Here is a 23809-nt window from a genome sequence, read left to right as displayed (position 1 = left end):
TGGTGCGTGGGGCGAATGGGGGTCAGACAGACGTCTTCTCGGGCTCGGCCTTCTCCTCGTCCGCGAGTGCGGCGAGGAAACGCTCGGCGTCGAGAGCAGCGGAGCAGCCGGTGCCGGCCGCGGTGATCGCCTGGCGGTAGGTGTGGTCGACCACGTCACCGGCGCCGAAGACACCGGTCAGGTTGGTGCGGGTCGACGGTGCGTCGACCTTCAGGTAGCCCTCTTCGTCGAGGTCCAGCTGGCCCTTGAACAGCTCGGTGCGAGGGTCGTGGCCGATCGCGATGAACAGCCCGGTCACCGGCAGATCCGAGAGCTCGCCGGTCTTGAGGTTGCGCAGCTTCAGGCCGGACAGCTTCTGGTCACCCTGGACCTCGGCGATCTCGCTGTCCCACACGAACGAGATCTTCGGGTCGGCGAAGGCGCGCTCCTGCATCGCCTTGGAGGCGCGCAGGGTGTCCCGGCGGTGGACGATCGTCACGGACTTGGCGAAGCGCGAGAGGAAGGTGGCCTCCTCCATCGCGGTGTCGCCGCCGCCGATGACGGCGATGTCCTGCTCCCTGAAGAAGAAGCCGTCACAGGTGGCGCACCAGGAGACGCCTCGGCCGGAGAGGGCGTCCTCGTTCGGCAGCCCGAGCTTGCGGTGCTGGGACCCGGTGGTGACGATGACCGCCTTCGCCTGGTGGACCGTGCCGGCGGTGTCCGTGACCGTCTTGATCTCGCCGGCCAGGTCGACGGAGACGACATCGTCCGGGATGAGCTCGGCGCCGAAGCGCTCGGCCTGGGCCCGCATGTTGTCCATGAGCTCGGGGCCCATGATGCCGCTCTGGAAGCCGGGGAAGTTCTCCACCTCGGTCGTGTTCATCAGCGCACCACCCGCGGTGACGGCGCCCTCGAACACCAGCGGCTTCAGCGACGCGCGCGCGGTGTAGAGCGCTGCCGTGTAGCCGGCGGGCCCGGAGCCGATGATGATCACGTTACGGACGTCGCTCACGGCTTGATTCCTCGTCTCTGGTCTGCGTCGTTCGACCGGGGGGAGCCTGTCTGAACTCTCACCCCACCCAACGGATCCTAAGGGGCGTGCATTCCCGGTGTGTCCGGGCACACGGCCAGGCGACACCGTACGGGATACCACGCAGGACAGAGGCGAAGCCCCGACGCTCAGGGATGGGTGTAGGAGTCCTTGAGAAGGATCTCTGCCTTGGTGGAGGACGGGTGATCCACACACGTCGATTCCACGAGGTAGGCGGTGACCCGGGCGGTGTCGGAGGTGTCGGGCAGGACGACGAGCAGGACGTCCTTCCCCTGGAACACGCCCTTCTCGGTGGCCAGCGCCTGGTCGCTGCGGCCGATGCCCTTCTGGATGCACTCGGGAACCGTGGACTGCTTGAGGATCCTGGGGCTCTGGCCGTCGGGGCCGCCCTCCACGCCCAGATCCGGGGTGCGTGAGCCTCCCCCGGAGCTGTCGTTCTTGGCGAGGAGGCTGTCGACCTGCTTCTCCAGCTTTTCCTCGGAGAACGTGTCCGCGGCGGTGGAGTGCCGGCCCTCTGCCGTGGGCCCGGACGGGGATCCGCCCATCAGCGATGTCAGCAGCACGGACCCGAGTCCCAGGGCGGCGGCCGTGAAGGCGGCGCCGAGAACCGCGACCTTGCGGCGCTTGCCCCGCAGACGGTTCTTGCGGCCCGGGCCGGTGGTGGAGCCGCGGGCGTGGCCTGCCGGGCGATCCGCAGCGGGCGATGTTTCACGTGAAACGCGCGTGCTGTCGTCGGTGTCGGAGACCGCCTGGGCCGCATCGGCCGGCGCCGGTGCATCCAGGTGATCGGGAGCCGTGGCGTTCAACAGGGCCTCGGCGGCGAGGGCCGCGTCGATACGGCCCGCGACATCGGCCGGCATACGAGGCGGGCCCGGGACCGCGCCGAGCAGGCTCCGGATCTCCTCCAAGGAGGCGTGGACGTCCGCGCACAGCTCGCAGCCGTCCAGATGCCGTCGTACGTCCGCGCTACGGGACGGGGGGAGCAGGCCCTCGGTGAGGTCGGAGATCTCCGCGACGTCCGGGTGCCCGGCCGTGTCTGTCGTGGATGTCACGCTCGCCCACCTCCGCCCTTCACAGCAGCTGAATCGCTTGACCCTGGATCACGGGGACCCGTGTCGTGCGGGCCCGCTGCGGGTGGGACGGATGTCCCCTGCGCCCGGTTCCGTCCCTGGCCCGGTTCCGTGGTCTCACCGGTGTTTTCCGGCCGCAGATGGGTGAGCAGGGGGAGGAGTCTGGCTCTGCCCCGGGCACAGCGGCTCTTCACCGTTCCGGTCGGGACGTCGAGCATGCGGGCGGCTTCGGCAACCGGGTAGCCCTGCATGTCCACCAGGACGAGGGCAGCACGCTGGTCGGGCGGGAGGGTGCCGAGGGCTTCGAGGAGCTGGCGGTGCAGATCGTTGCGCTCTGCGGGGGCCGATGCCGACTCGTGCGGCTCCAGCAGCTGCTCCAGCCGCTCGGTGTCGTCGACCGGCGAGGTCTTCCGGGAGGCGGCCTTGCGGGCACGGTCGAGGCAGGCGTTCACCGTGATGCGGTGCAGCCACGTTGTGACGGCCGACTGGCCGCGGAACGTGTGGGCGGCCCGGTAGGCGGAGACGAGGGCGTCCTGGACCGCGTCAGCGGCTTCCTCGCGGTCTCCCAGCGTGCGCAGTGCCACTGCCCACAGTCGATCGCGGTGACGCCGTACGAGCTCACCGAAGGCTTCGGGGTCGCCTTCGACGTGACGGGCGAGCAGATCCTGATCGCTCGCTTCGTCGTATCCGGCGCCTTCCGCCATCGGACCCCCTCCCTCTTCGGTGAGACATCAGCCCGTGAACTTCACGTCGGTGATGGCCTGCTTGTATCCGGAGCTGCTGTAGCCGTCGGTGGGCGCTTTCGGCACGGCCGTCACCCACAGCAGCACGTACCGCGTCTTCACCGCCTTCGACGCCTTCACGGCGAGAGAGGAGCCGCTCGTGGTGGCGGTTCCGATCTCCTCCATCCCGTCGACCCCCGTCGACGGGGACAGCGAGTCCGTGGCGTAGAGGTGAACCGTCGTGCGGTCACCCTGGTACCGGAGCCCTATTGACGCGGCCGAGACCTGCTGGGACGAGCCGAGGTCGTAGACGATGCCCACACCCGGCTTGTAGGGGGCCAGCGTCGGACCGCTGTTGTAGCGCTTGGTGCGCCAGAACGTGGAGCTGTCGCCGTCGTACGTGTTGGCGACGTCCTCGGGCGCCTGGGCGTCGCCACTCGCGACGTACTCCTGGGCTCCCTTGACGGCGAGCGTCTTGACCGGCTTGGTCTTGTCGCCGTTCTTGTCGTTCCCGTCCGTGGTCTGCGTCTGGTTCGTGTCGTCGGACTGGTTGGCCTGATCCATGAGCGCGTCCGCCAGCTGCCAACTGCCCAGGCCGAGCGCCGCGATGAGAAGCGCCGAGACGGCCCACTTCAGGGCCCTGCCGGTGCGGCTCTGCAGCGGGGGCGGCGGGGTCGGCACCGGCTGGGTGGCACCGGGATGCGGCGCGGAACGGCCGTAGGTGCCCTGCTGGTACGTGGTGCGCTGGTACTCCGGCGGCGCGGTGAACGCGGGCTCCGGCGGTCGGATGCGGGGCATCTCGCCGATCGCCTTCACGAGCTCCTCCGGAGTGGTGCACGGGGACTCGTGTCGCGAGGCCGTCGCGCCGTCGTTGACGAGCGCGCGCATCGACAGCTCCGACAGGCCGCGATGGATCCCGGCACGCACCTGGTCCGGAGCGATCAGGCCGACGGCCTTGGGGAGCCCGGACAGACCGTAGGCATCGCTCTCGTACGGCCAGCGCTGGGTGAGCGCCGCGTACAGCAGGGCGCCGATCGCCTCGGTGTCGGTGCGCTGCGGGGTGTCGGAGCTGATGCCGCGCAGGGCGGCGTTCACGGCGAGGCCGCGGATGCGCCACTGGCCGGTGGAGGCGCGCAGGACGGCGTTGGGGTTCAGACGGAGATGGGCCAGGCCCTCGCGGTGCGCGGCGGCCATGGCGGAGGCGATCTGACTGACCATCTGGTACGCGTCGTGCGGCTCCAGCGGACCGGAGGCGAGGAGCGTGGTCAGCTCGGTGGCGTCGGGCAGCCATTCGTGGACGACGTAGACGAGGTCGTTCTCCTCGACGGCGTCCAGCACCTGGACGAAGCGGGGATCGCCGAGCAGCGCGGAGGAGCGGGCCGCAGCCAGTACGGAACGGGCTCGTGTGTGGTCCGCGGGCAGGAGGTGGACACCGACGGCGCGACGGAGTTTCTCGTCGACCGCACGCCAACTGCTGAAACCGTCCAGACGGGTGACGCACTCCTCGAGGCGGTAGCGTCTGGCGAGCTTGTGGCCGCTGTGCAGCTCGGGCGGTGAGGCCTTCCCGGGACCCTGGGTCCCGCCACTCCCCTGCGCCTCGTCGATGTCCGTGTCCCGCTCCCGGTTCTGGGCCACCCCGTCGGCCGTGGACTGGTCCGCCTGTGCGGTCAGCGGCTCGTCGCCGCTGTTGTCTGCCACGTCGACGGCAGCTGTGCTCCGTTCTGCCACCGTCGTTCCTGCCTCCCCATTCAATGCGCGCCGTTCGGCACCCGTGCGCGCCGTCCGACGCCGAAACCAATTGTGCCCACAGTCCGCCGCTATGCACGACACGCGGCGGCGGACGATGGTTGTGCGCGTACCCCCGTCTCAGCGGCCCAGCCGCCCGCGCACCATGCCGACGAGCGAGTTGAGCTCCTCGATACGCATGCGGCGGGCCGCCATGTAGAAGACTGCGAGCAGGATGGCACCGCCGGCGATCAGCGCCGCGAAGGACCCGACGACGCCCTGGCCCAGCGTGTGCCCGATGCCGTAGCAGGCCGCGCCGCTGAGCAGCACCGCGGGCACCGAGGCGATGCTCAGCCGCGCGTAGGTGCGCAGCACGCGGGCGCCGTCCAGGTCGCCGCCCAGGCGCTTGCGCAGCCGACGCCAGGCGACGCCGACACCGATCAGGTAGGCGAGGCCGTACGCGGCTGCCATGCCGGCCACGGCCCAGCGGGCCGGGAGCAGGAGGTAGCAGGCACCGGAGGCGGCGGCGTTGACGGCTGCCACGATGACCGTGTTGTAGAAGGGGGTCCGGGTGTCCTCGTAGGCGTAGAAGGCCCGCAGGACGACGTACTGCACGGAGTACGGGATCAGGCCGAGGCCGAAAGCCATCAGCATGTACCCCATGTTCGTCGCCTCGCTGGTGCCCGAGGAGCCGAAGATCAGCGTGCACATCGGGACGCCGAGGGACACGAAGCCGAAGGCGATGGGCACGATCGCGACGGCCGTGGTGCGCAGGCCCTGGGAGATGTCGTCGCGGACGGCGCCCGTGTCGTCCTCGGCCGCCGAGCGCGAGATGCGCGGCAGCAGGGCGGCCATCAGGGACACGGTGATGATGGCCTGCGGCAGGCCCCAGATCAGCTGGGCGTTGGCGTAGGCGGCGAAACTGGTGCCCTTGACGCCGGAGTTGGTACCTGCGGCGATGGACAGCTGGGTGACCACCAGCGCGCCCGCCTGGTTGGCCAGGACGAACAGGATCGTCCACTTGGCGAGCATGGCGGCCTTGCCGAGCCCGTGGCCCTTCCAGTCGAAGCGCAGCCGCATCCGGAAGCCGGTCTCGCGCAGGTACGGGATCATCGCGAGGGCCTGGACGACCAGGCCGAGCAGAATGCCGATGCCGAGAAGGCGCTGGCCTTCCGGCGGAATGTTGGTGACCTCCATGCCGGAGTCCGCCGCGGTGCCGTACACCCAGATGAACATGCCGAGCGTCACGATGATGACGATGTTGTTCAGGACCGGGGTCCACATCATCGCGCCGAACTTGCCGCGGGCGTTGAGGATCTGGCCCATCACCACGTGGATGCCCATGAAGAAGATCGAGGGCAGGAAGTAGCGGGTGAAGGTGACGGCGACCTCGTTGGCCGCGGGGTTGTTGGCGACCGGATTGGCCAGCATGCGGACCAGGAGCGGCGCGGCGAACATCGCGAGCCCGGTGAGCGCGGCCAGGGCCACCACGACGAGGGTCAGCAGGCGGTTGGCGAACGCCTCGCCGCCGTCGTCGTCCTCCTTCATGGCGCGCACGAGCTGCGGCACGAAGACGGAGTTGAGACCGCCGCCGACGGTCAGGATGTAGATCATCGTCGGCAGCTGGTACGCGACCTGGAAGGAGTCGCCCAGGAAGCCGAGGCCCAGGGCCGACACGATCAGCGCGGAGCGGACGAAGCCGGTCAGGCGAGAGACCATCGTTCCCGCAGCCATCACGGCGCTGGACTTCAGCAGACCCGCCGCCTTGCCGCCCTTCTTCGCCGCCGGGGCGGGCGCCGCAGCGGGAGGGGCCTCGGGCTCGGGCACCGGTGCCGGCGCCTGGTACTGCGGCGGCCCCTGGTACTGCGGCGGCCCCTGGCCCACGACCGGCACGGCGGTCGGACCGGGAACCGCCGACGACTCCGCCGACGGGTACAGGCCGCCCTGCTGCTGGTCCCGGAAGAGGTGCGCGAAGGCGTCCGGCTCGCGGTGCTCCTCGCCGGCCTGGGTGACCAGGTCGTCGACGCCCACGAACTGGGTCGTGCGAGGGTCGTCGCCGTACGGCAGGTACTGGGTCGGGCCTTCCGGCTCCGGCGCCGGGGTCTGCGCCCACACCCGCGGGTCCGGGGCGTACGGCGACTGCGGCGGCCGGCCGTAGAGCGGCTGCTGCGGCTGGTACGTGCCCGGAGGCGGCGGGGGGTGCGCGGCACGGTCGTAGAGCGCCTCGGCGACCGGGTCCTGGGCGGAGAGGTCCTGTGCCTGGTAGGGGTCCTGGCTGTAGGCGTCCTGGAGGTACATGTCCGCGGGGTGCTGCGGCGGCACCTGACCGTGCTCGGGCGGCGGGCCCTCGGGGTACCCCGAGCTGCCCGCGGCCTGGCCGCGGTCACCGTCGTACGGCGCGTTCATGCTTACCCCACCTCATCGTCCCGGGCCCACCGGCCACGACATCCTCAACGGTCCACTCTCTCACCCGTGCCGGATGGGTCGGCGCTTTCCGCTGCGGTGTCCGGTGTCGGGTCACTCGGCTGCTCCGGGTCGCCTGCCCCGGGCCGAGTGCCGGACTCTTCCTTGAGACGGTCCATGGTGCCCTCGGGGTTCACCGGGCCGTCGGCGGTCTCATCGGCCTCGGCGTCGGGGCCGTCCTCCTCGGGCTCCCGGGCGGCCGCGCGCTTGCGCTGCGTGTACATCCGGAAGCCGGCGAGGACGAGCAGCAGGACGCCGCCGCCGATGACCAGCATCACGGTGGCCGTGATCTCGGTGACCTTCACGTCGAAGGTGACGGCGTCACCGTAGGCCTGACCGTCCTCCGTGTACAGCTGGGCGATCACCGTGGCCCGGCCGTTGGCGTTGGCGGACGTGGTGAACTTCACCGTCTGGCTGTGCCCGCCGGAGACCGTGATCGGCTGCTCCTCGTAGTCCTCGCCGTCGATCTTGAGGCGGGTGGGGTTCGTCGAGGTGAGCCGCAGCACCAGGTGGTCGACGCCCTGCACCAGGTTGTTCTGCACGGTCACGGGGATCGTGGCGCTGCGGCCGGAGAGCTTGGTCTCGGACTTGTCGATCAGCTTGACCTGCTCGGCCAGGTCGTCGAGATACGCCTCCACGCCCCGGCGGAAGGTGCTCGCTTCGGTGCTCCGCCCACGCCACGACGTGGACATCTCGCGGTTGAGGGCCCGCCCGAAGGGGGTCACCACGCGCGATTCGTCGGTGAGGATCACCTGGAACCTGTCGAGCTTGTCCTGGGTGTTCGCGATCACGCCGAAGGCCGACCGCGGCAGCTGCTGCTTGCGCAGCGACGAGGGATAGGCCGCCGGGACCTTCGTGGTGGCGCCCGGGTCCGGCTTGGCCTTGGCGGCGGCCGTGAGTGCCTGGGATTCCGACCAGGTGCTGTCCTGGAGCGCTGTCAGCGCTTCGGCCATGGCTTTGGCCTGGGTCGCGGTGGGCATGCGCTGCGGGGCGACGACGATGCTGCGCTGCTTGTTCGTCTGCAGGTCCAGCGCCAGGCTCTGCGCGAGGAACTGTTGCACGGCGAGCGTCGACGTGGACGCCTTCGTCAGGTCGCCCTGGAAGGCTGTCGACATCCGCGCGTCCGCGACCACCGCCGTCGTACCGCCGCCGATGGGGCGGGCCGCGGAGGGCGTGTAGGTCAGGTCGCCGGTCTCCTCGAGGCTGTCGCCGCGCGCGATCACCTTGTCGGCGCCCGCGGAGGTGGCGACCTTGACGATTCCCGGGTCGACGGCGCCGTTCACGGGCCAGGTGAAGTCGGTGCTCGGCGTCACGTGGAGGATCGTCTCCACCGTGGTGGCGGCGACATCGGTGGCGGCCTTGAGCTGGCTGAGCGAGCCGGTGACGCTCGTGCCGTTGTGGGCGAGGGAGGCCACGTCCGGGTCGGCGAAGGGCAGGGCGACGATCTCCTTGTCCACCACTGCCTGCTGCACCTCGGCGAGCCACTGCTTGGCGACCGCCTGGTGGGTGCCCGCTGTGGTGGTGTCGCCCTCGCCGCGGACCCGGTAGCCGTCCGCCATCGCGTCGACGGACGCCAGCAGGTCGGGGTCGATCACCCAGGTGACGTCGAGGTCCTTGCCCAGCGACACGAGCTGGTCCAGCCGGCCGCCGGGGGAGATCTCCTTGGCGAGGTCGTCGTCGGCGAAAACCGGCGTCTGCTGCTCGTTGGAACCGGTCTCCGCCGTCATGTGGGACGAGGAGATCAGCGGCCACAGGGCGGTGGTTTTCGTCCTCGTCTCCGCCTCGTCCGGCTGCCACGGCAGGAACGTCCGCTGGATGCCCAGCACCTGCTCCCACTGCTGAGTGGACGTCTGGCCGGAGAGCGAGACCCCGAGGGGATAGACCCCGTCGTCGCCCAGGTCCAGCTTGTCGACCGGTACGGAGATGCTGAACTCCTCGGCGACGCCCGGGGTGAGCTTGGAGAACTTCTCGACGTACTTACCGCCCACCTCGGAGCCGTCGGCGCCCGGCATGTAGTCGGTGCGCTTGGAGATGGCGTCGACCGCTGACCGGGTGGACAGCGCGGACCCCATCCGCAGGCCCACGTGGGCGTCGGTGACCGTCTGCTTGCCGTTGTTCGTCACCGTGCCTGAGACGGTCACGGTGTCCCCGTCGGAGGGGGCGCTGGGGCTGAGCGAGTCGACGGAGACGGCCACCGTGCCCGAACCCGATGCGTCCCGCACGGCGTCCTGACCGGTGGCCTGTGCGGACGGGGAGGCGGGCAGCTGGAGCAGACCGGTCAGCAGAGGCGCCCCGGCGAGCAGTGCTCCGGTGCGCCGCAGCCACCGACGGGCAGGTGAGGGACTCATCCCCTGGAAGTCTGCCGCCTCGGCCACGCGCTCGCCCGTCCCTCGTCGTCAGTGGTCGTCGGAATGTGCGTCCACGCATGGTAACGATGCGCGCTGAGGGGAAGTGCCGCGGTCTGCTCCACAAGATCAGAGAAGGCGGCCGGGCCGTCCTGTATGTCCCCGTATAAAGAGAGCGCCCCTCGGTCCGGGGGCCGCGGTGATTCTGTGTGTGTTTGGGGGAGGTGTCTGCACCCTCTTCACAGAGGCGTCAGTACTTAATCGAGGCGCTGGCGGCCCGCCCGGCCACGTACCCTCTTCTGTTGTGCCGAACGCCAACGAAGACAACCTCAGTGCCCTGAGCCAGGTGCAGCACCGCGCGGTGAGCGAACTGCTGCGGGTCGCGCCTGTCGCCGACGACCTCGCCCGCCGCTTCCGGGAGGCCGGGTTCTCACTCGCCCTGGTCGGCGGCTCGGTCCGGGACGCGCTGCTCGGCCGGCTCGGCAACGACCTGGACTTCACGACCGACGCCCGACCCGACGACGTCCTCAAGATCGTGCGGCCGTGGGCGGACGCCGTGTGGGAGGTCGGGATCGCCTTCGGCACGGTCGGGGTACAGAAGGACGCCCGCGTCGGAGACGCTGACAGGAGCTTTCAGATCGAGGTCACGACCTATCGGTCGGAGGCCTACGACCGCACCTCACGCAAGCCCGAGGTGTCCTACGGCGACTCCATCGAGCAGGACCTCGTCCGACGCGACTTCACCGTGAACGCGATGGCCGTGGCGCTCCCGGAGAAGGACTTCATCGACCCGCACGGCGGCCTCGGCGATCTCGCGGAGCGGGTGCTGCGTACCCCGGGCACTCCGGAGGAGTCCTTCTCCGACGACCCGCTGAGGATGATGCGGGCCGCGCGCTTCGCCGCCCAGCTCGACTTCGAGGTCGCCCCCGAGGTCGTCACGGCGATGAACGAGATGGCCGGCCGCATCGATATCGTTTCGGCCGAGCGGGTCCGGGACGAGCTGAACAAGCTCATCCTGTCCCAGAACCCGCGCAAGGGGCTGGCTCTGCTGGTCGACACCGGGCTCGCCGACCACGTGCTGCCCGAGCTGCCCGCCCTGCGCCTGGAGAGCGACGAACACCACCGGCACAAGGATGTCTACGAGCACACCCTGATCGTCCTGGAGCAGGCGATCGCGCTGGAGGAGAACGGTCCGGACCTGACCCTCCGCCTGGCCGCCCTGCTGCACGACATCGGCAAGCCGCGCACCCGCCGCTTCGAGAAGGACGGCCGGGTCTCGTTCCACCACCACGAGGTGGTCGGAGCCAAGATGACCAAGAAGCGCATGACGGCGCTGAAGTACTCCAACGAGCTGGTGAAGGACGTCTCGCACCTGGTCGAACTCCACCTGCGCTTCCACGGGTACGGCACCGGCGAGTGGACGGACTCCGCGGTCCGACGCTACGTCCGTGACGCCGGCCCGCTTCTCGAGCGTCTCCACAAGCTGACCCGCTCGGACTGTACGACCCGCAACAAGCGCAAGGCGGCCGCGCTCTCGCGTGCGTACGACGGCCTGGAGGAGCGCATCTCCCAGCTCCAGGAGCAGGAGGAGCTGGACGCGATCCGACCCGACCTCGACGGCAACGAGATCATGGAGATCCTCGGGGTGGGGCCGGGTCCGGTGGTCGGCAAGGCGTACAAGCACATGCTGGAGCTGCGGCTGGAGAACGGGCCGATGGAGCGTGAGGCGGCGGAAGCGGCCCTCAAGGAGTGGTGGGCCGAGCAGAGCTGAGTTGTGAAACGGGGTCATGTTTCACGTGAAACATGACCCCGCGCAGGATGTGCGAAGGGGCGGTGTTTCACTGAAACACCGCCCCTTCGCACATCCCACGCGGGGGGTGGCTCAATGTTTATGTGAGGTGGACCACTTGATTGCTGTGAGCGTGCTGTGTGCTAACGAGACGTGATCAGATCGCTTCTGACCATCTTTGAGTCTCAGTTGGAGGGAACAGTGAAGCGTCTTGGCGCATTCCTGGCCACAGCGGGTGCAACCGTGACTTTGGTTGCCATGCCCGTTCAGGCCCACGCAGAGCCGACGAACTGCTTTACGGAGTACCACCGCCAGAGTTACCCGATGTACATAAAGTCTGCCTGTGGTGCTGGTAGCGGAGAGTTCAGGGCTGTTGCTCGCTGCCGCAGGCAGAGTGGCGAGGTCTTTTATGTGCGCAGCGCCTGGAAGGCGCCGAGGGTGGATACCGCAAGTGCCCACTGCGCAGGTCGGGAGTACTTGGTGAGCGGGTATACCGATGTCAGGTAGCGGTCCTTCGGCTTTGTGAGCCGTGGCGATGCGGGGCGCATAAGCGCCCCGCATCTGTCATGAGCGTGCCACGTATGTGCGCAGCGGACTCAGTGATCGGTGCGTGACCCCTGCTGCCTTCCGGCTTGATGAGCATGGGGACTTCGGCAAGGGGCAGACCAGGCGTCAGTTACGGGCTGCGGTGGACCCGGCAAAGGCGATGACCCAGTCCTCTTGTTGTTTGTGAGTAGGCTGGGCAGCCCTACTTTGCTGAGTAGTCCTCCAGACAGAGGGTGAAGTCGCTATCGCCCCCGGTCTCGGTGTACTCGCTGTACTTGCTGCGATCGCATCCAGAACCGTCGTCCTTCTTCTGTGCAACCTTGTACGCCGCCTTGGAGCTGCCGCAGTCGACGACCTCGAGGTCCGGGTTGTTGTCGTCGGTGCTGCCGCGGTGCATGCAGTCCCCGACCGCCGCGGTGTTGGCGTCGTCGCGGCTGGATATGTAGCCGCCGATGGCCACGCCGGCGACGGCGATGACGATGACGACGTTCTTGATCAGCTTGAAGCTGACCTTGCGGCGCGGCTGCTCCGGCGGGACCGGTGCGTACGGAGCGGCACCCTGCGGGTAGCCGGGCTGTACGGGCTGCGTGGGGTAGCCGCCCTGGGGCGGGTACGGGGCCTGGCCCTGGGGCTGCTGGCCCTGAGCGAACGGGTTGCCCTGGGGCGGCGGAGTAGACACTTGGGGGTCCCCCTAAGAACCTGGATGCGCGCGAGACCGTGAGTCCGCGTGGCGCGAAGTAAGACGCACGTAAATTACAGGCCACCACTGACAAGCCAGTAGTCGAGGGGAACTTCGTGGCTTTGATGTGACACTTACCGGCGCCCAAAGCGGGTCATAGCCATAGCAACCGCCCCGTAGACAACGGTGACTGTGACCACCAGCGGTGCCGAGCGGCCGTCAGGGGGCAGCATCAGCGCGGCCACCCCGGCGGCGCCGACGAAGGCGACGTTGAACAGCACGTCGTAAACCGAGAAGATTCGGCCGCGGAAGCTGTCCTCCACGGAGGACTGGACAATGGTGTCCGTGGCGATCTTCGCTCCCTGGGTGGACAGCCCCAGGACGAACGCCGCGACCATGAAAGGGGCTTCGACGAACGGCAGTCCCAGCGGGGGCAACAGGACGGCGGCCGCGGCCGAGCAGACGACGATCCAGCGGCCCGGCCCGAGCCGCCCCGCGGTGGAGGGCGTGACGACGGCCGCCGCGAAGAAACCCGCGCCGGAGATGCCCACGGCCAGACCGAGCAACCCCAGCCCTCCGTCCGTGTCGGTCGACCAGGCGTACCGACAGAGCATCAGAACCATGACGGTCAGGGCGCCGTAGCAGAACCTCATCAGCGTCATCGAGGCGAGCGCCCAGACGGCCTCCCTCCTCTTCGGTTCGGCGAGGTGCCGTACGCCTGCCACGAGGCCGTGTGCGGTGCCGGTGAGGGCTGAGGTCAGCCGGGGCGGCCCCAACTCACGGTCAGGGCCCAGTAGTTCCGGGGCCATGCGCAGCGAGGCGAGCGCCGCGCACAGGTACAGGGCGGAGCCCAGCAGCACCACGGCGGCGTCGGAGTCCGCGGCCACCAGCCGCACGACGAAGGCGAGGCCCCCACCCGCCGTCGCGGCGAGCGTTCCGGCCGTCGGGGACAGGGAGTTGGCCATCACCAGGCGTTCGGCGTCGACGACCCGCGGCAGCGCGGCGGACAGACCCGCCAGGACGAAGCGGTTGACGGCGGTGACGCACAGAGCGGAGATGTAGAAGAGCCAGTCCGGGACGTGACTGATCATCAGGGCGGCCGTCGCCGAGGCCAGCACGGCGCGCAGCAGGTTGCCGTACACGAAGACCTGGCGACGGCGCCAGCGGTCCAGCAGGACGCCGGCGAACGGGCCCACCAGGGAGTACGGAAGCAGCAGGACCGCCATCGCGGAGGCGATCGCGGTCGCCGAGGTCTGCTTCTCCGGGGAGAAGACGACGTACGTGGCGAGCCCGACCTGGTAGACACCGTCGGCTCCCTGGGAGAGCAGCCGTACCGAGAGCAGACGCCGGAAGTCCCGGAAGCGCAGGAGGATGCGCAGATCGCGGACGACGGACATGGGGCACAGCCTCACATACGGGGAGGGTCCCCGGGCGGTACAACCCGGGGACCCTCGACAGCCCTGGCAGGAGCGTTTTCAGCGAGCCCTGTCGGCTAGCGCTCGACCTCACCCTTGATGAACTTCTCGACGTTCTCGCGAGCCTCGTCGTCGAAGTACTGAACGGGCGGGGACTTCATGAAGTACGACGACGCCGACAGGATCGGGCCGCCGATGCCGCGGTCCTTGGCGATCTTCGCGGCGCGCAGGGCGTCGATGATGACACCGGCGGAGTTCGGGGAGTCCCAGACCTCGAGCTTGTACTCCAGGTTCAGCGGGACGTCACCGAAGGCACGGCCCTCGAGGCGGACGTACGCCCACTTGCGGTCGTCGAGCCAGGCGACGTAGTCGGACGGTCCGATGTGGACGTTCTTCTCGCCGAGGTCCCGGTCGGGGATCTGGGAGGTGACAGCCTGCGTCTTGGAGATCTTCTTGGACTCCAGGCGGTCACGCTCGAGCATGTTCTTGAAGTCCATGTTGCCGCCGACGTTCAGCTGCATCGTGCGGTCGAGGACGACACCGCGGTCCTCGAAGAGCTTCGCCATGACGCGGTGCGTGATGGTGGCGCCGACCTGGGACTTGATGTCGTCACCGACGATCGGGACGCCCGCCTCGGTGAACTTGTCCGCCCACTCCTTGGTGCCGGCGATGAAGACCGGAAGGGCGTTGACGAATGCGACCTTCGCGTCGATGGCGCACTGGGCGTAGAACTTCGCCGCGACCTCGGAACCGACGGGCAGGTAGCAGACGAGGACGTCGACCTGCTTGTCCTTGAGGACCTGGACGACGTCGACCGGGGCCTCGGCGGACTCCTCGATGGTCTCGCGGTAGTACTTGCCGAGGCCGTCGTGGGTGTGGCCGCGCTGAACGGTCACGCCGGTGTTCGGCACATCGCAGATCTTGATGGTGTTGTTCTCGGACGCGCCGATGGCGTCCGCGAGATCGAGGCCGACCTTCTTCGCGTCGACATCGAAGGCGGCGACGAACTCCACGTCACGGACGTGGTACTCGCCGAACTGCACGTGCATGAGGCCCGGGACCCTGGACGCCGGGTCGGCGTCCTTGTAGTACTCGACTCCCTGCACCAGCGACGCGGCGCAGTTGCCCACGCCGACGATGGCTACGCGCACCGAACCCATTCTGGTTGCTCCCTGTGTGTACGAGTGAGGCCCTGGCAGGGGCCTCACGTGGCGGTGTCGCCGGGCGTATCCGGCCCGGGGGTGTCCCCGGGCCGGGGCAGGACGCCCGGCGCTCCCTCTGTGGTGTCGCGAGCGGGTTCTCCGTGGGCCGGACGGTTCAGATCCCGGCCCGCCCGCTCGCTCTCGATGAGCTCGTTCAGCCAGCGCACTTCGCGCTCCACGGACTCCATCCCGTGGCGCTGGAGCTCAAGGGTGTAGTCGTCGAGGCGCTCCCGGGTGCGCGCAAGCGAGGCGCGCATCTTCTCCAGGCGCTCCTCCAGCCGACTGCGGCGGCCTTCGAGGACTCGCATACGGACGTCGCGCGAGGTCTGCCCGAAGAAGGCGAAACGAGCGGCGAAGTGCTCGTCCTCGTACGCGTCGGGCCCCGTCTGCGAGAGCAGTTCCTCGAAGTGCTCCTTACCTTCCGCCGTCAACCGGTAGACGATCTTGGCGCGACGCCCTGCGAGTGGTGCGGCGAGGGCGTCCTCGGAGGTGTTCCCCGGCTCTTCGATCAACCAGCCGTTGGCGAGCAGCGTCTTGAGGCAGGGGTACAGCGTTCCGTAGCTGAACGCGCGGAACACACCCAGTGACGTATTGAGTCGTTTGCGCAGCTCATAGCCGTGCATCGGGGACTCGCGGAGCAGGCCGAGTACGGCGAACTCGAGGATCCCGGCACGCCGGCTCATCGTCGCCTCCTCTCTGCCGCGGACGTGCCGTGACGTTTATGTCGCGCTGATGTATCGACTCGATACATCACGACGATAGAACGGCCTTCCGGATGCGACAAGGGGAGGGGTGGTGAACGGGATCACATCACTGATTCGTTGCAGGCGAGATGCCTGATTTGGGGTGAACTTCGGGACTCGGCGGGTTTTGACGGTGCGTAGTCTGTGCGCCATGCACACCACCGGGAACCACGTGACGCATGGGGGCGTCGTCGTCCTAGGTGCAGTACGGATGAATGCAGAACCGACCACATCCGTACTTCGGGGGGACCGGAAACCAGCCGCCGTTTCCAGGCGCGCAAGGGTGCGCCTGCCCGAGGAGTAGTCGTTCGATGAGCGAGCACCGTCGCAAACCGCCGCAGCCGCAGGAAGGCGGACGTGCCGCGGCCCGACGCGGCCAGTCCGGCTCGTCCTCCGGCCGCCGTGCGGCACCGCGAGGCGCCACCGGGTCTCCATCCGACGCGTACGGGTCGGGATCCTACGAGCCGGGAGGCGAGGAGCGGTCGCCCGGCGGCCGCGCCGAGGCCCGGCGCGCGGCACAGAGAAGCACCAGTGGCCGCCGCAGAGCGGCCGAACCCGGCCGAGGGGGCCGTGGTGGCCCGACCGGACCAGGCCGCGGCAGAGGCCGTGCGGCCGTCCCTGCCAAGAAGCGCATCATCGACTATCCGCGGACCGGCAAGGACGGCTGGCGCCGTTGGATGCCCTCCTGGAAGCTTGTCTCCGGTCTGTGTATCGGCTTCATCGGCAGCCTGGTGGCCGTGGCGGGCATCGGCTACGCCATGGTGGGCGTCCCGGACATCGCGAAGACGGCCGAGGCGCAGAACAACGTCTTCTACTGGTCCGACGGCTCCGAGATGGTGTCCACCGGTGGTGAGACGAACCGCCAGATCGTGAACCTCTCGCAGATCCCCAGGGCGATGCAGGACGCCGTCATCTCGCAGGAGAACAAGACCTTCGAGACCGACAGCGGCATCGACCCGAAGGGCATCGCCCGCGCCGTGTTCAACATGGCCAGGGGTGGCAACACCCAGGGTGGCTCGACCATCACCCAGCAGTACGTCAAGAACGCGATGCTGGACGACCAGTCCCAGACGATCTCCCGGAAGTTCAGGGAAATCCTCGTCTCGGTCAAGGTGGGCGCCACCGTCCCCAAGGACAAGATCATGGCGGGCTACCTGAACTCCGCCTACTACGGGCGCGGTGCGTACGGGATCCAGGCCGCTGCCCGCGCCTACTTCAACAAGGACGCCATCGACCTGAACCCGGGTGAGTGCGCCTTCCTGTCGGCGATGCTCAAGGGTGCGACGTACTACGACCCGGCGGGCGCCCAGTCCATCGACCAGGCGGCCAAGCCCGAGGCGAACAGCCGGCGGGCCCTGCGTCAGATGCAGGACACCCTCGACAAGATGGTCGAGTACGGTCACCTGGACGCCACGGAGCGGGCCAAGTACACCGAGCTCCCCAAATGGCAGAGCCCGCGGTCGAACCGTGAGCTGGGCGGTCAGATCGGCTATCTCGTCGACCTGGCCAAGGCCTACGTGATCAACAACAAGATCATCAGCGCCGACAAGCTGCAGCAGGGCGGGTACTCGATCTACACGACCTTCGACAAGAAGAAGATCAAGGAGCTCGAGACCTCCGTCCAGAAGGTCCAGAAGGCCAACATCAAGCCCAAGGAGCGCCCGAAGACGGACACCCACGTCCAGTTCGGCGGCGCCTCCGTGGATCCGGCGACGGGTGCCATCAAGGCGATCTACGGCGGTGACAGCGCGACCAAGCACTTCACCAACAACGCCGACACCACCGGCGCCCAGGTCGGTTCGACCTTCAAGCCGTTCGTCCTCGCGGCCGCGATGACCTGGGGCGTGCGCGACCCCGACGGCCCCGAGACACAGGCGCAGGACGAGCGGACCATCGTCTCCCCGAAGAGCCTGTTCAGCGGCAAGAACAAGCTCAAGATCGAGGAGTACAACAAGGATATCTGGAAGAACGAGAAGGGTGCGGAGTGGCTGCAGACCAATGACGGCCAGGTCTCCTACGGAGATGCCCCCAACTTCCAGATCGACCTGCGTGAGGCGATGCGCGAGTCGGTGAACTCCGCCTTCGTGCAGCTCGGCATGGACGTCGGTCTGGACAAGGTGAAGGAGTCCGCCGTCAGCGCGGGCCTCAAGCCGAACAGCCTGGCCGGCGTCACTTACCCGTCCTTCTCCATCGGCATCTCCCAGCCCAGCGCGATCCGCATGGCCGGTGCCTACGCCACCTTCGCGGCCAGCGGCAAGCAGCGTGAGCCGTACTCCGTCGAGAAGGTGACGAGCAAGGACGGCACGGCCTACACGCACAAGGTCGCGACGAAGGACGCCTTCACCGCGAAGGTCGCCGACAACGTCACGGACGTCCTGAAGACCGTGGTCGAGAAGGGCACAGGTACCAGCGCCCAGCTCACCGGCCGCGAGGTCGCCGGCAAGACCGGTACGACCGACGGCAACAAGTCGGCCTGGTTCGTGGGCTACACCCCGCAGCTGTCCACGTCGATCACGATGTTCCGGTACGACGACGACGAGACCAAGAAGAACCGCGAGTTCCTGAAGATGTTCGGAACTGGTGGTCAGAAGAAGATCCACGGTGCCTCGTTCCCGGCCGAGATCTGGCGCGACTACATGGAACAGGCGCTGAAGGGCGAGCCTTCGGAGGACTTCCCGGCCCCCGAGCCCATCGGTCAGGTCGTCAACGAGGCCCCGTCGCCGACTGTCATTCCGACGCCCACCAAGACTCCGGAGTCGAGTCCGACGCCGAGTCCGACGCCCAGCGAGACGCTGACCTCTCCCTCGCCGTCGCCCAGCGAGAGCTGCAACCGCTTCGGCTTCGGGTGCGAGGACACCGGGGGTACGGACACCGGTGGCACGGACACCGGGGGCACGGACGGAGGGGTGACCACCTCGCCGTCGCCCACGGACACAAGCGGAGACGGCAACAACAGAGGCAATGGCAACGGAGGCGGCCTCTTCGGAGGCCAGACCGGTTAGCCGTCCTATCGCCCGACGCGGGTGTTTCACGTGAAACATCCGGACGTTTCACGTGAAACAGGGGCCGCCACACCTGGTGAGGTGTGGCGGCCCTCGGCGTATTCCTAGACGCGTACGGCAGGATGTGGCCCATGCCCAGCGCAGAATCGACGCACGCGAGCGTGCATGAGCCGGACCAGGTGCGGCCGACCAGGGACGACGCGATCGCCGTGGCCGGCAGTGAGGTGATCGGCGGTCCTCTCGGACGGCGTGCCCTGCTCGGAACGTCCTGGTGGACCCCCGTGCGGATCGTCGCTCTCGTGGCGATCGGCATGTTCGCCCTCGGACTCATCCAGAAGGCTCCCTGCTACAACGGCGCCTGGTTCTTCGGTGCCAGTTCGCAGTACACGCATGCCTGCTACTCGGACATCCCGCACCTCTACCAGGGGCGCGGCTTCGCCGACGGGCTCGTGCCGTACTTCGACAGGCTCCCCGGCGACATGCAGTACCTCGAGTACCCGGTGCTGACGGGCGTGTTCATGGAGGTCGCTGCCTGGCTGACACCCGGCAGCGGCAGCATCCAGCACCAGGAGCAGTGGTACTGGATGGTCAACGCCGGGATGCTGATGGCGTGCGCGGCCGTCATCGCGGTCTGCGTGTCCCGCACCCACGTCCGGCGCCCCTGGGACGGTCTGCTGGTCGCCCTGGCGCCCGCCTTCGCGCTGACCGCCACCATCAACTGGGACCTGCTGGCGGTCGCCCTGACGGCCGTAGCCATGCTGATGTGGTCGCGGGGCCGCTCCCTCGCCTTCGGTGTTCTGCTGGGGCTCGCCACGGCCGCCAAGCTGTATCCCGTCTTCCTGCTCGGGCCGCTGTTCGTGCTGTGCTGGCGCGCGGGGAAGTGGCGGGACTTCGGCAAGGCCTTCGGCGGCGCGGTCGTCTCCTGGCTCGTGGTGAACCTGCCGGTGATGCTCTTCGCCTTCGACGGCTGGTCGAAGTTCTACACCTTCAGCCAGGAGCGTGGCGTCGACTTCGGGTCCTTCTGGTTGATCATGGCTCAGAACTCCAGTCACCCGCTCAGCACCGAGACCGTCAACACGCTCGCCACCTCGCTGGTGTTGCTCTGCTGCGTGGGTATCGCGGTGCTCACCATCACCGCGCCACGCAGGCCGCGCTTCGCGCAGCTCGCCTTCCTGATCGTCGCGGCGTTCATCCTCACCAACAAGGTCTACTCACCGCAGTACGTGCTGTGGCTCGTCCCACTGGCCGTGCTGGCCCGTCCGAAGTGGCGGGACTTCCTGATCTGGCAGGCGTGCGAGGTGGCGTACTTCCTGGGGATCTGGATGTACCTCGCGTACACGACGAGCGGAGACGCCCACAAGGGACTGCCGACCGACGGCTATCACTGGGCGATCGGCTTGCACCTCCTGGGAACCCTCTACCTGTGCGTCGTCATCGTGCGCGACATCCTCATGCCGGAGCGGGACATGGTGCGTCGGACCGGTGAGGACGACCCCTCCGGCGGTGTGCTCGACGGCGCGGAGGACGTGTTCGTCCTCGGTCCGGCGGCCCGTCCGGCGCGGCACGCGGCCGACTACGAGGGACCCCAGGTGGCGTGGGGAAGCCGGGACACAGCTTCCTCCACCGACGGTTCGCTCTGAGCGAACAGAGCGCCCGGGGGCCCACCGGGCCGAGCAGGAGACGGCAAAGGCCGTACACGGAGAGATCCGTGTACGGCCTTGTCGGTTTCCCGGCGTCGAGCGGCGGCCGCTCAGCGGTCCACGATCCGGTCGAACTGGGTGGTGGTGTGCCGGAGATGGGCCACGAGCTCCTCGCCCACCGTCGGCTCCGGGGCGTCCGTGGGCACGAACAGGATCGACACCTGCATGTGCGGTGGCTCGGCGAACCAGCGCTGCTTGCCACCCCAGACGAACGGAGAAAGGTTCCGGTTGACCGTGGCGAGGCCGGCCCGGGCGACGCCCTTGGCCCGCGGCATGACGCCGTGCAGCGCCTTGGGGGCCTCCAGGCCCACCCCGTGAGAGGTACCGCCCGCCACGACCACCAGGAAGCCGTCCGAGGCCGCCTTCTGCTGGCGGTAGCCGAAGCGGTCGCCCTTGGCGACGCGCGTGACGTCCAGGACGGCGCCGCGGTACTCGGTGGCCTCGTGGTCCCCCAGCCACAGCCGCGTGCCGATGCGGGCACGGAAGTGCGTCTGCGGGAACTGCTGCTGGAGCCGGGCGAGTTCGTCGGCCTTGAGGTGGCTGACGAACATCGTGTGCAGCGGCAGGCGCGCCGCGCGCAGCCGGTCCATCCAGCCGATGACCTCCTCGACGGCGTCCGAGCCGTCGGTGCGGTCCAGCGGCAGATGGATCGCGAAGCCCTCGAGACGGACGTTCTCTATGGCGGCGTGCAGCTGCGGCAGGTCCTGCTCGCTGATGCCGTGGCGCTTCATCGAGGACATGACCTCGACCACGACACGGGCGCCCACGAGGCCGTACACACCGTCGATCGACGACACCGAGCGGATGACCCGGTCGGGCAGCGGCACGGGCTCCTCGCCCCGCCGGTAAGGCGTCAGCACCAGCAGGTCACCGCCGAACCAGTCCTTGATCCGCGCGGCCTCGTACGTCGTGCCCACGGCGAGGGTGTCCGAGCCCAGCCGCGTGGCCTCCTCGGCGAGGCGCTCGTGCCCAAAGCCGTACCCGTTGCCCTTGCAGACCGGGACGAGGCCCGGGAACTGGTCCTGCACGTGCTTGTGGTGCGCCCGCCAGCGCGCGGTGTCGACGTAGAGCGTGAGCGCCATGGCCGGACCTGGAACCTTTCTCGGGGTTGGGGTGGTGTCAGGGGATGGAAGCTGTGGAAGCGAACGACCCGAAACTCAGCGGCGCGACATGTAGATGTCGAGCGCCTTGTGGAGCAGTTTGTTCAGCGGGAAGTCCCACTCGCCGAGGTACTCGGCGGCCTGCCCGCCGGTGCCGACCTTGAACTGGATCAGGCCGAAGAGGTGGTCGCTCTCGTCGAGCGAGTCGGAGATGCCCCGCAGGTCGTAGACCGTCGCGCCGAGCGCGTAGGCGTCGCGCAGCATCCGCCACTGCATCGCGTTGGAGGGGCGGAACTCCCGGCCGATGTTGTCGGAGGCGCCGTAGGAGTACCAGACGTGCCCGCCGACGATCAGCATCGTCGCCGCCGACAGGTTCACACCGTTGTGGCGGGCGAAGTACAGCCGCATACGGTTGGGGTCCTCGCTGTTGAGGGCCGTCCACATGCGCTGGAAGTACGACAGCGGCCGGGGCCGGAAGTGGTCGCGCACGGCCGTGATCTCGTACAGCCGCTGCCACTCCTCGAGGTCGTGATAGCCGCCCTGGACGACCTCGACGCCGGCCTTCTCGGCCTTCTTGATGTTGCGGCGCCACAGCTGGTTGAAGTTCTTGTGGACCTCTTCCAGGGAGCGGTTCGCCAGCGGTACCTGGTAGACGTAGCGGGGCTGTACGTCGCCGAAGCCCGCGCCCCCGTCCTCGCCCTGCTGCCAGCCCATACGGCGCAGCTTGTCGGCGACCTCGAAGGCGCGCGGCTCGATGAAGTCGGCCTCGATGTCCCGCAGCCGCTTCACGTCCGGGTTCTGGATGCCCGCCTTGATGGAGGTGGCCTCCCAGCGCCGGATGATGACCGGCGGGCCCATCTTCACGGAGAACGCGCCCTGCTGCTTGAGGTGCGCGAGCATCGGTTCCAGCCACTCGGTCAGATTTGGCGCATACCAGTTGATGACCGGGCCCTCGGGCAGGTAGGCGAGGTAGCGCTTGATCTTGGGCAGCTGGCGGTAGAGGACCATGCCCACGCCCACGAGCTGACCGGTCTTGTCGAACCAGCCGAGGTTCTCCGAACGCCATTCCGCCTTGACATCAGCCCAGGCCGGGACCTGCATGTGGCTAGCCGACGGCAGGCTCTGGATGTAAGCCAGATGCTGCTCGCGACTGATGGTCCTCAGGGTCAGGCTCATTCGGGGCGCTCCTCGGGCTGGTGTGTCCCCATGGGTTCAGGGGCTCCGGCTCTCGCGCGAAGCCTACTGCGCCCTGCGAGCGCCCCGACTGGGCGTACGGCACCTTCGCCCCGGCCTGTTGGCCGCCGGGGCGTTCCCGCGGTGTTCGACAGGCGCCGCAGGGGCGGCGCCCGGCGGTCAGCTGATCCAGCCGCCGAAGAGGCCGCCGTGCGCCATGCCGAGGAAGAAGCCGACGCCGGAGGCACCGAGGCCCAGGATCAGCCCGAAGCGCTGACGCGTGGTCTCCGAGATCCACTGTCCGTAAGCGCCCGTGAAGATCCCCACCAGGCCGGTCCAGGAGCTGAGCAGGTGGAGATGATCGAACAGCCCTGACACGAACGCCGTGACTCCGAACACCAGGGTCACTGCGAGCAGCGCGTCCTGGAGGGGATGGGGCCTGTCGTCCGTGGCGAAGAGGGATCCGGCGGTGTTGGGTCGCAATGCCTGTGCCATAGGGCACCTCCTGCGGAAGGCGGCGCATCGTAGCGCCATACACACCCGATGTGTACAGACTGACGGTCCCGGCGGCCGGATTTCAACCGCACGGCGCGTGCGGGTAGTGTGTACCGTCTGCACCGGTGTCTGCCCAGACAATGCCAGGGGATCTCTCCAGGCCGAGCCGGGGACGCCGCTCGCGGCCCCCGATTGTCAGTGGCGGCCGATACCGTTGCGAACGCATCACAACCCTCCTGCCACGGAACGACCGTGGCCGCTGAGTCCAAAGGAGGTGGGTTCCACATGCGTCACTACGAGGTGATGGTCATCCTCGACCCCGATCTCGAGGAGCGTGCTGTCTCCCCGCTGATCGAGAACTTCCTCTCCGTCGTCCGCGAGGGCAACGGAAAGGTCGAGAAGGTCGACACCTGGGGCCGTCGTCGTCTCTCGTACGAGATCAAGAAGAAGCCTGAGGGCATCTACTCGGTCATCGACCTGCAGGCCGAGCCTGCGGTCGTGAAGGAGCTCGACCGCCAGATGAACCTGAACGAGTCGGTCCTCCGGACCAAGGTCCTCCGCCCCGAGACCCACTGAGCTCTCCCGCTCAGCTGAACTCGGGATTCGAGTA

The 23809-nt window shown here is 68.4% G+C and carries 17 protein-coding genes; 4 read left to right on the top strand and 13 right to left on the bottom strand.

Annotation, left to right across the window (positions count from 1 at the left end; genetic code table 11):
• Positions 1-22: 22 nt before the first annotated feature.
• The 6 genes from trxB to ACFYWX_RS32770 all read right to left on the bottom strand — a co-directional run bounded on the left by trxB (position 23) and on the right by ACFYWX_RS32770 (position 9385).
• Entirely contained in the window at positions 23-991 is a 969-nt protein-coding gene (gene trxB, locus ACFYWX_RS32795) for a thioredoxin-disulfide reductase (protein ID WP_389428360.1), read from the bottom strand.
• Between the two features lie 167 nt (positions 992-1158).
• Positions 1159-2082 (bottom strand): anti-sigma factor family protein, encoded by a 924-nt coding sequence (locus ACFYWX_RS32790; protein WP_389428358.1) that lies wholly within the window; start codon positions 2080-2082, stop codon positions 1159-1161.
• Complete coding sequence (sigM, locus tag ACFYWX_RS32785; RefSeq protein ID WP_389428356.1) at positions 2079-2804, bottom strand: RNA polymerase sigma factor SigM; 726 nt, start codon at positions 2802-2804, stop codon at positions 2079-2081. The genes ACFYWX_RS32790 and sigM overlap by 4 nt, the downstream gene beginning before the upstream one ends.
• 27 nt (positions 2805-2831) lie before the next feature.
• A complete protein-coding gene (locus tag ACFYWX_RS32780; RefSeq protein ID WP_389428354.1) occupies positions 2832-4550 on the bottom strand; it encodes a protein kinase family protein in 1719 nt (572 codons plus the stop codon).
• A gap of 138 nt (positions 4551-4688) precedes the next feature.
• Positions 4689-6953: a murein biosynthesis integral membrane protein MurJ gene (gene murJ, locus ACFYWX_RS32775; protein ID WP_389428352.1), complete on the bottom strand. Its 2265-nt coding sequence runs from the start codon at positions 6951-6953 to the stop codon at positions 4689-4691.
• A 44-nt stretch (positions 6954-6997) separates the two neighbouring features.
• Entirely contained in the window at positions 6998-9385 is a 2388-nt protein-coding gene (locus tag ACFYWX_RS32770; RefSeq protein ID WP_389428350.1) for a DUF6049 family protein, read from the bottom strand.
• Positions 9386-9659: 274 nt separating this feature from the next.
• Here ACFYWX_RS32770 and ACFYWX_RS32765 point away from each other — a divergent pair, with 274 nt between their 5' ends.
• Positions 9660-11126, top strand: coding sequence for a CCA tRNA nucleotidyltransferase (locus tag ACFYWX_RS32765; protein WP_389428348.1), 1467 nt, complete (start codon positions 9660-9662; stop codon positions 11124-11126).
• 766 nt (positions 11127-11892) lie between these two features.
• Here the strand turns inward: ACFYWX_RS32765 and ACFYWX_RS32760 are convergent.
• The 4 genes from ACFYWX_RS32760 to ACFYWX_RS32745 all read right to left on the bottom strand — a co-directional run bounded on the left by ACFYWX_RS32760 (position 11893) and on the right by ACFYWX_RS32745 (position 15669).
• Complete coding sequence (locus ACFYWX_RS32760; protein WP_389428346.1) at positions 11893-12369, bottom strand: hypothetical protein; 477 nt, start codon at positions 12367-12369, stop codon at positions 11893-11895.
• Positions 12370-12503: 134 nt separating this feature from the next.
• Complete coding sequence (locus ACFYWX_RS32755; protein ID WP_389428345.1) at positions 12504-13766, bottom strand: MFS transporter; 1263 nt, start codon at positions 13764-13766, stop codon at positions 12504-12506.
• A 95-nt stretch (positions 13767-13861) separates the two neighbouring features.
• Entirely contained in the window at positions 13862-14944 is a 1083-nt protein-coding gene (locus ACFYWX_RS32750; RefSeq protein ID WP_389428343.1) for an inositol-3-phosphate synthase, read from the bottom strand.
• Positions 14945-14988: 44 nt separating this feature from the next.
• Positions 14989-15669, bottom strand: a complete 681-nt coding sequence (locus ACFYWX_RS32745) for a PadR family transcriptional regulator (protein ID WP_389428341.1) — start codon at positions 15667-15669, stop codon at positions 14989-14991.
• Positions 15670-16040: 371 nt separating this feature from the next.
• Here ACFYWX_RS32745 and ACFYWX_RS32740 point away from each other — a divergent pair, with 371 nt between their 5' ends.
• Together ACFYWX_RS32740 and ACFYWX_RS32735 are read left to right on the top strand one after the other, a co-directional pair.
• The gene (locus tag ACFYWX_RS32740) at positions 16041-18731 is read left to right on the top strand and encodes a transglycosylase domain-containing protein (RefSeq protein ID WP_389428339.1); all 2691 of its coding nucleotides are present in this window, start codon (positions 16041-16043) and stop codon (positions 18729-18731) included.
• A 131-nt stretch (positions 18732-18862) separates the two neighbouring features.
• On the top strand, positions 18863-20371 hold the full coding sequence (locus ACFYWX_RS32735; protein WP_389428337.1) for a glycosyltransferase family 87 protein: 1509 nt from the start codon (positions 18863-18865) through the stop codon (positions 20369-20371).
• A gap of 110 nt (positions 20372-20481) precedes the next feature.
• Here ACFYWX_RS32735 and ACFYWX_RS32730 read toward each other — a convergent pair whose 3' ends face one another.
• The 3 genes from ACFYWX_RS32730 to ACFYWX_RS32720 form a co-directional block, all read right to left on the bottom strand.
• Positions 20482-21513: an alanine racemase gene (locus ACFYWX_RS32730; RefSeq protein WP_389428335.1), complete on the bottom strand. Its 1032-nt coding sequence runs from the start codon at positions 21511-21513 to the stop codon at positions 20482-20484.
• A 75-nt stretch (positions 21514-21588) separates the two neighbouring features.
• Entirely contained in the window at positions 21589-22707 is a 1119-nt protein-coding gene (gene femX / locus ACFYWX_RS32725; protein WP_389428333.1) for a peptidoglycan bridge formation glycyltransferase FemX, read from the bottom strand.
• A 177-nt stretch (positions 22708-22884) separates the two neighbouring features.
• Complete coding sequence (locus tag ACFYWX_RS32720) at positions 22885-23199, bottom strand: hypothetical protein (protein WP_389428331.1); 315 nt, start codon at positions 23197-23199, stop codon at positions 22885-22887.
• Between the two features lie 285 nt (positions 23200-23484).
• Between ACFYWX_RS32720 and rpsF the strand changes: the two genes are divergently transcribed.
• The gene (gene rpsF / locus ACFYWX_RS32715) at positions 23485-23775 is read left to right on the top strand and encodes a 30S ribosomal protein S6 (protein ID WP_006604399.1); all 291 of its coding nucleotides are present in this window, start codon (positions 23485-23487) and stop codon (positions 23773-23775) included.
• Positions 23776-23809 lie beyond the last annotated feature (34 nt).

It is taken from the genome of Streptomyces sp. NPDC002888 (assembly GCF_042888465.1).
Taxonomy (GTDB): domain Bacteria; phylum Actinomycetota; class Actinomycetes; order Streptomycetales; family Streptomycetaceae; genus Streptomyces.
This window is presented reverse-complemented; position numbering and strand designations above follow the sequence as displayed.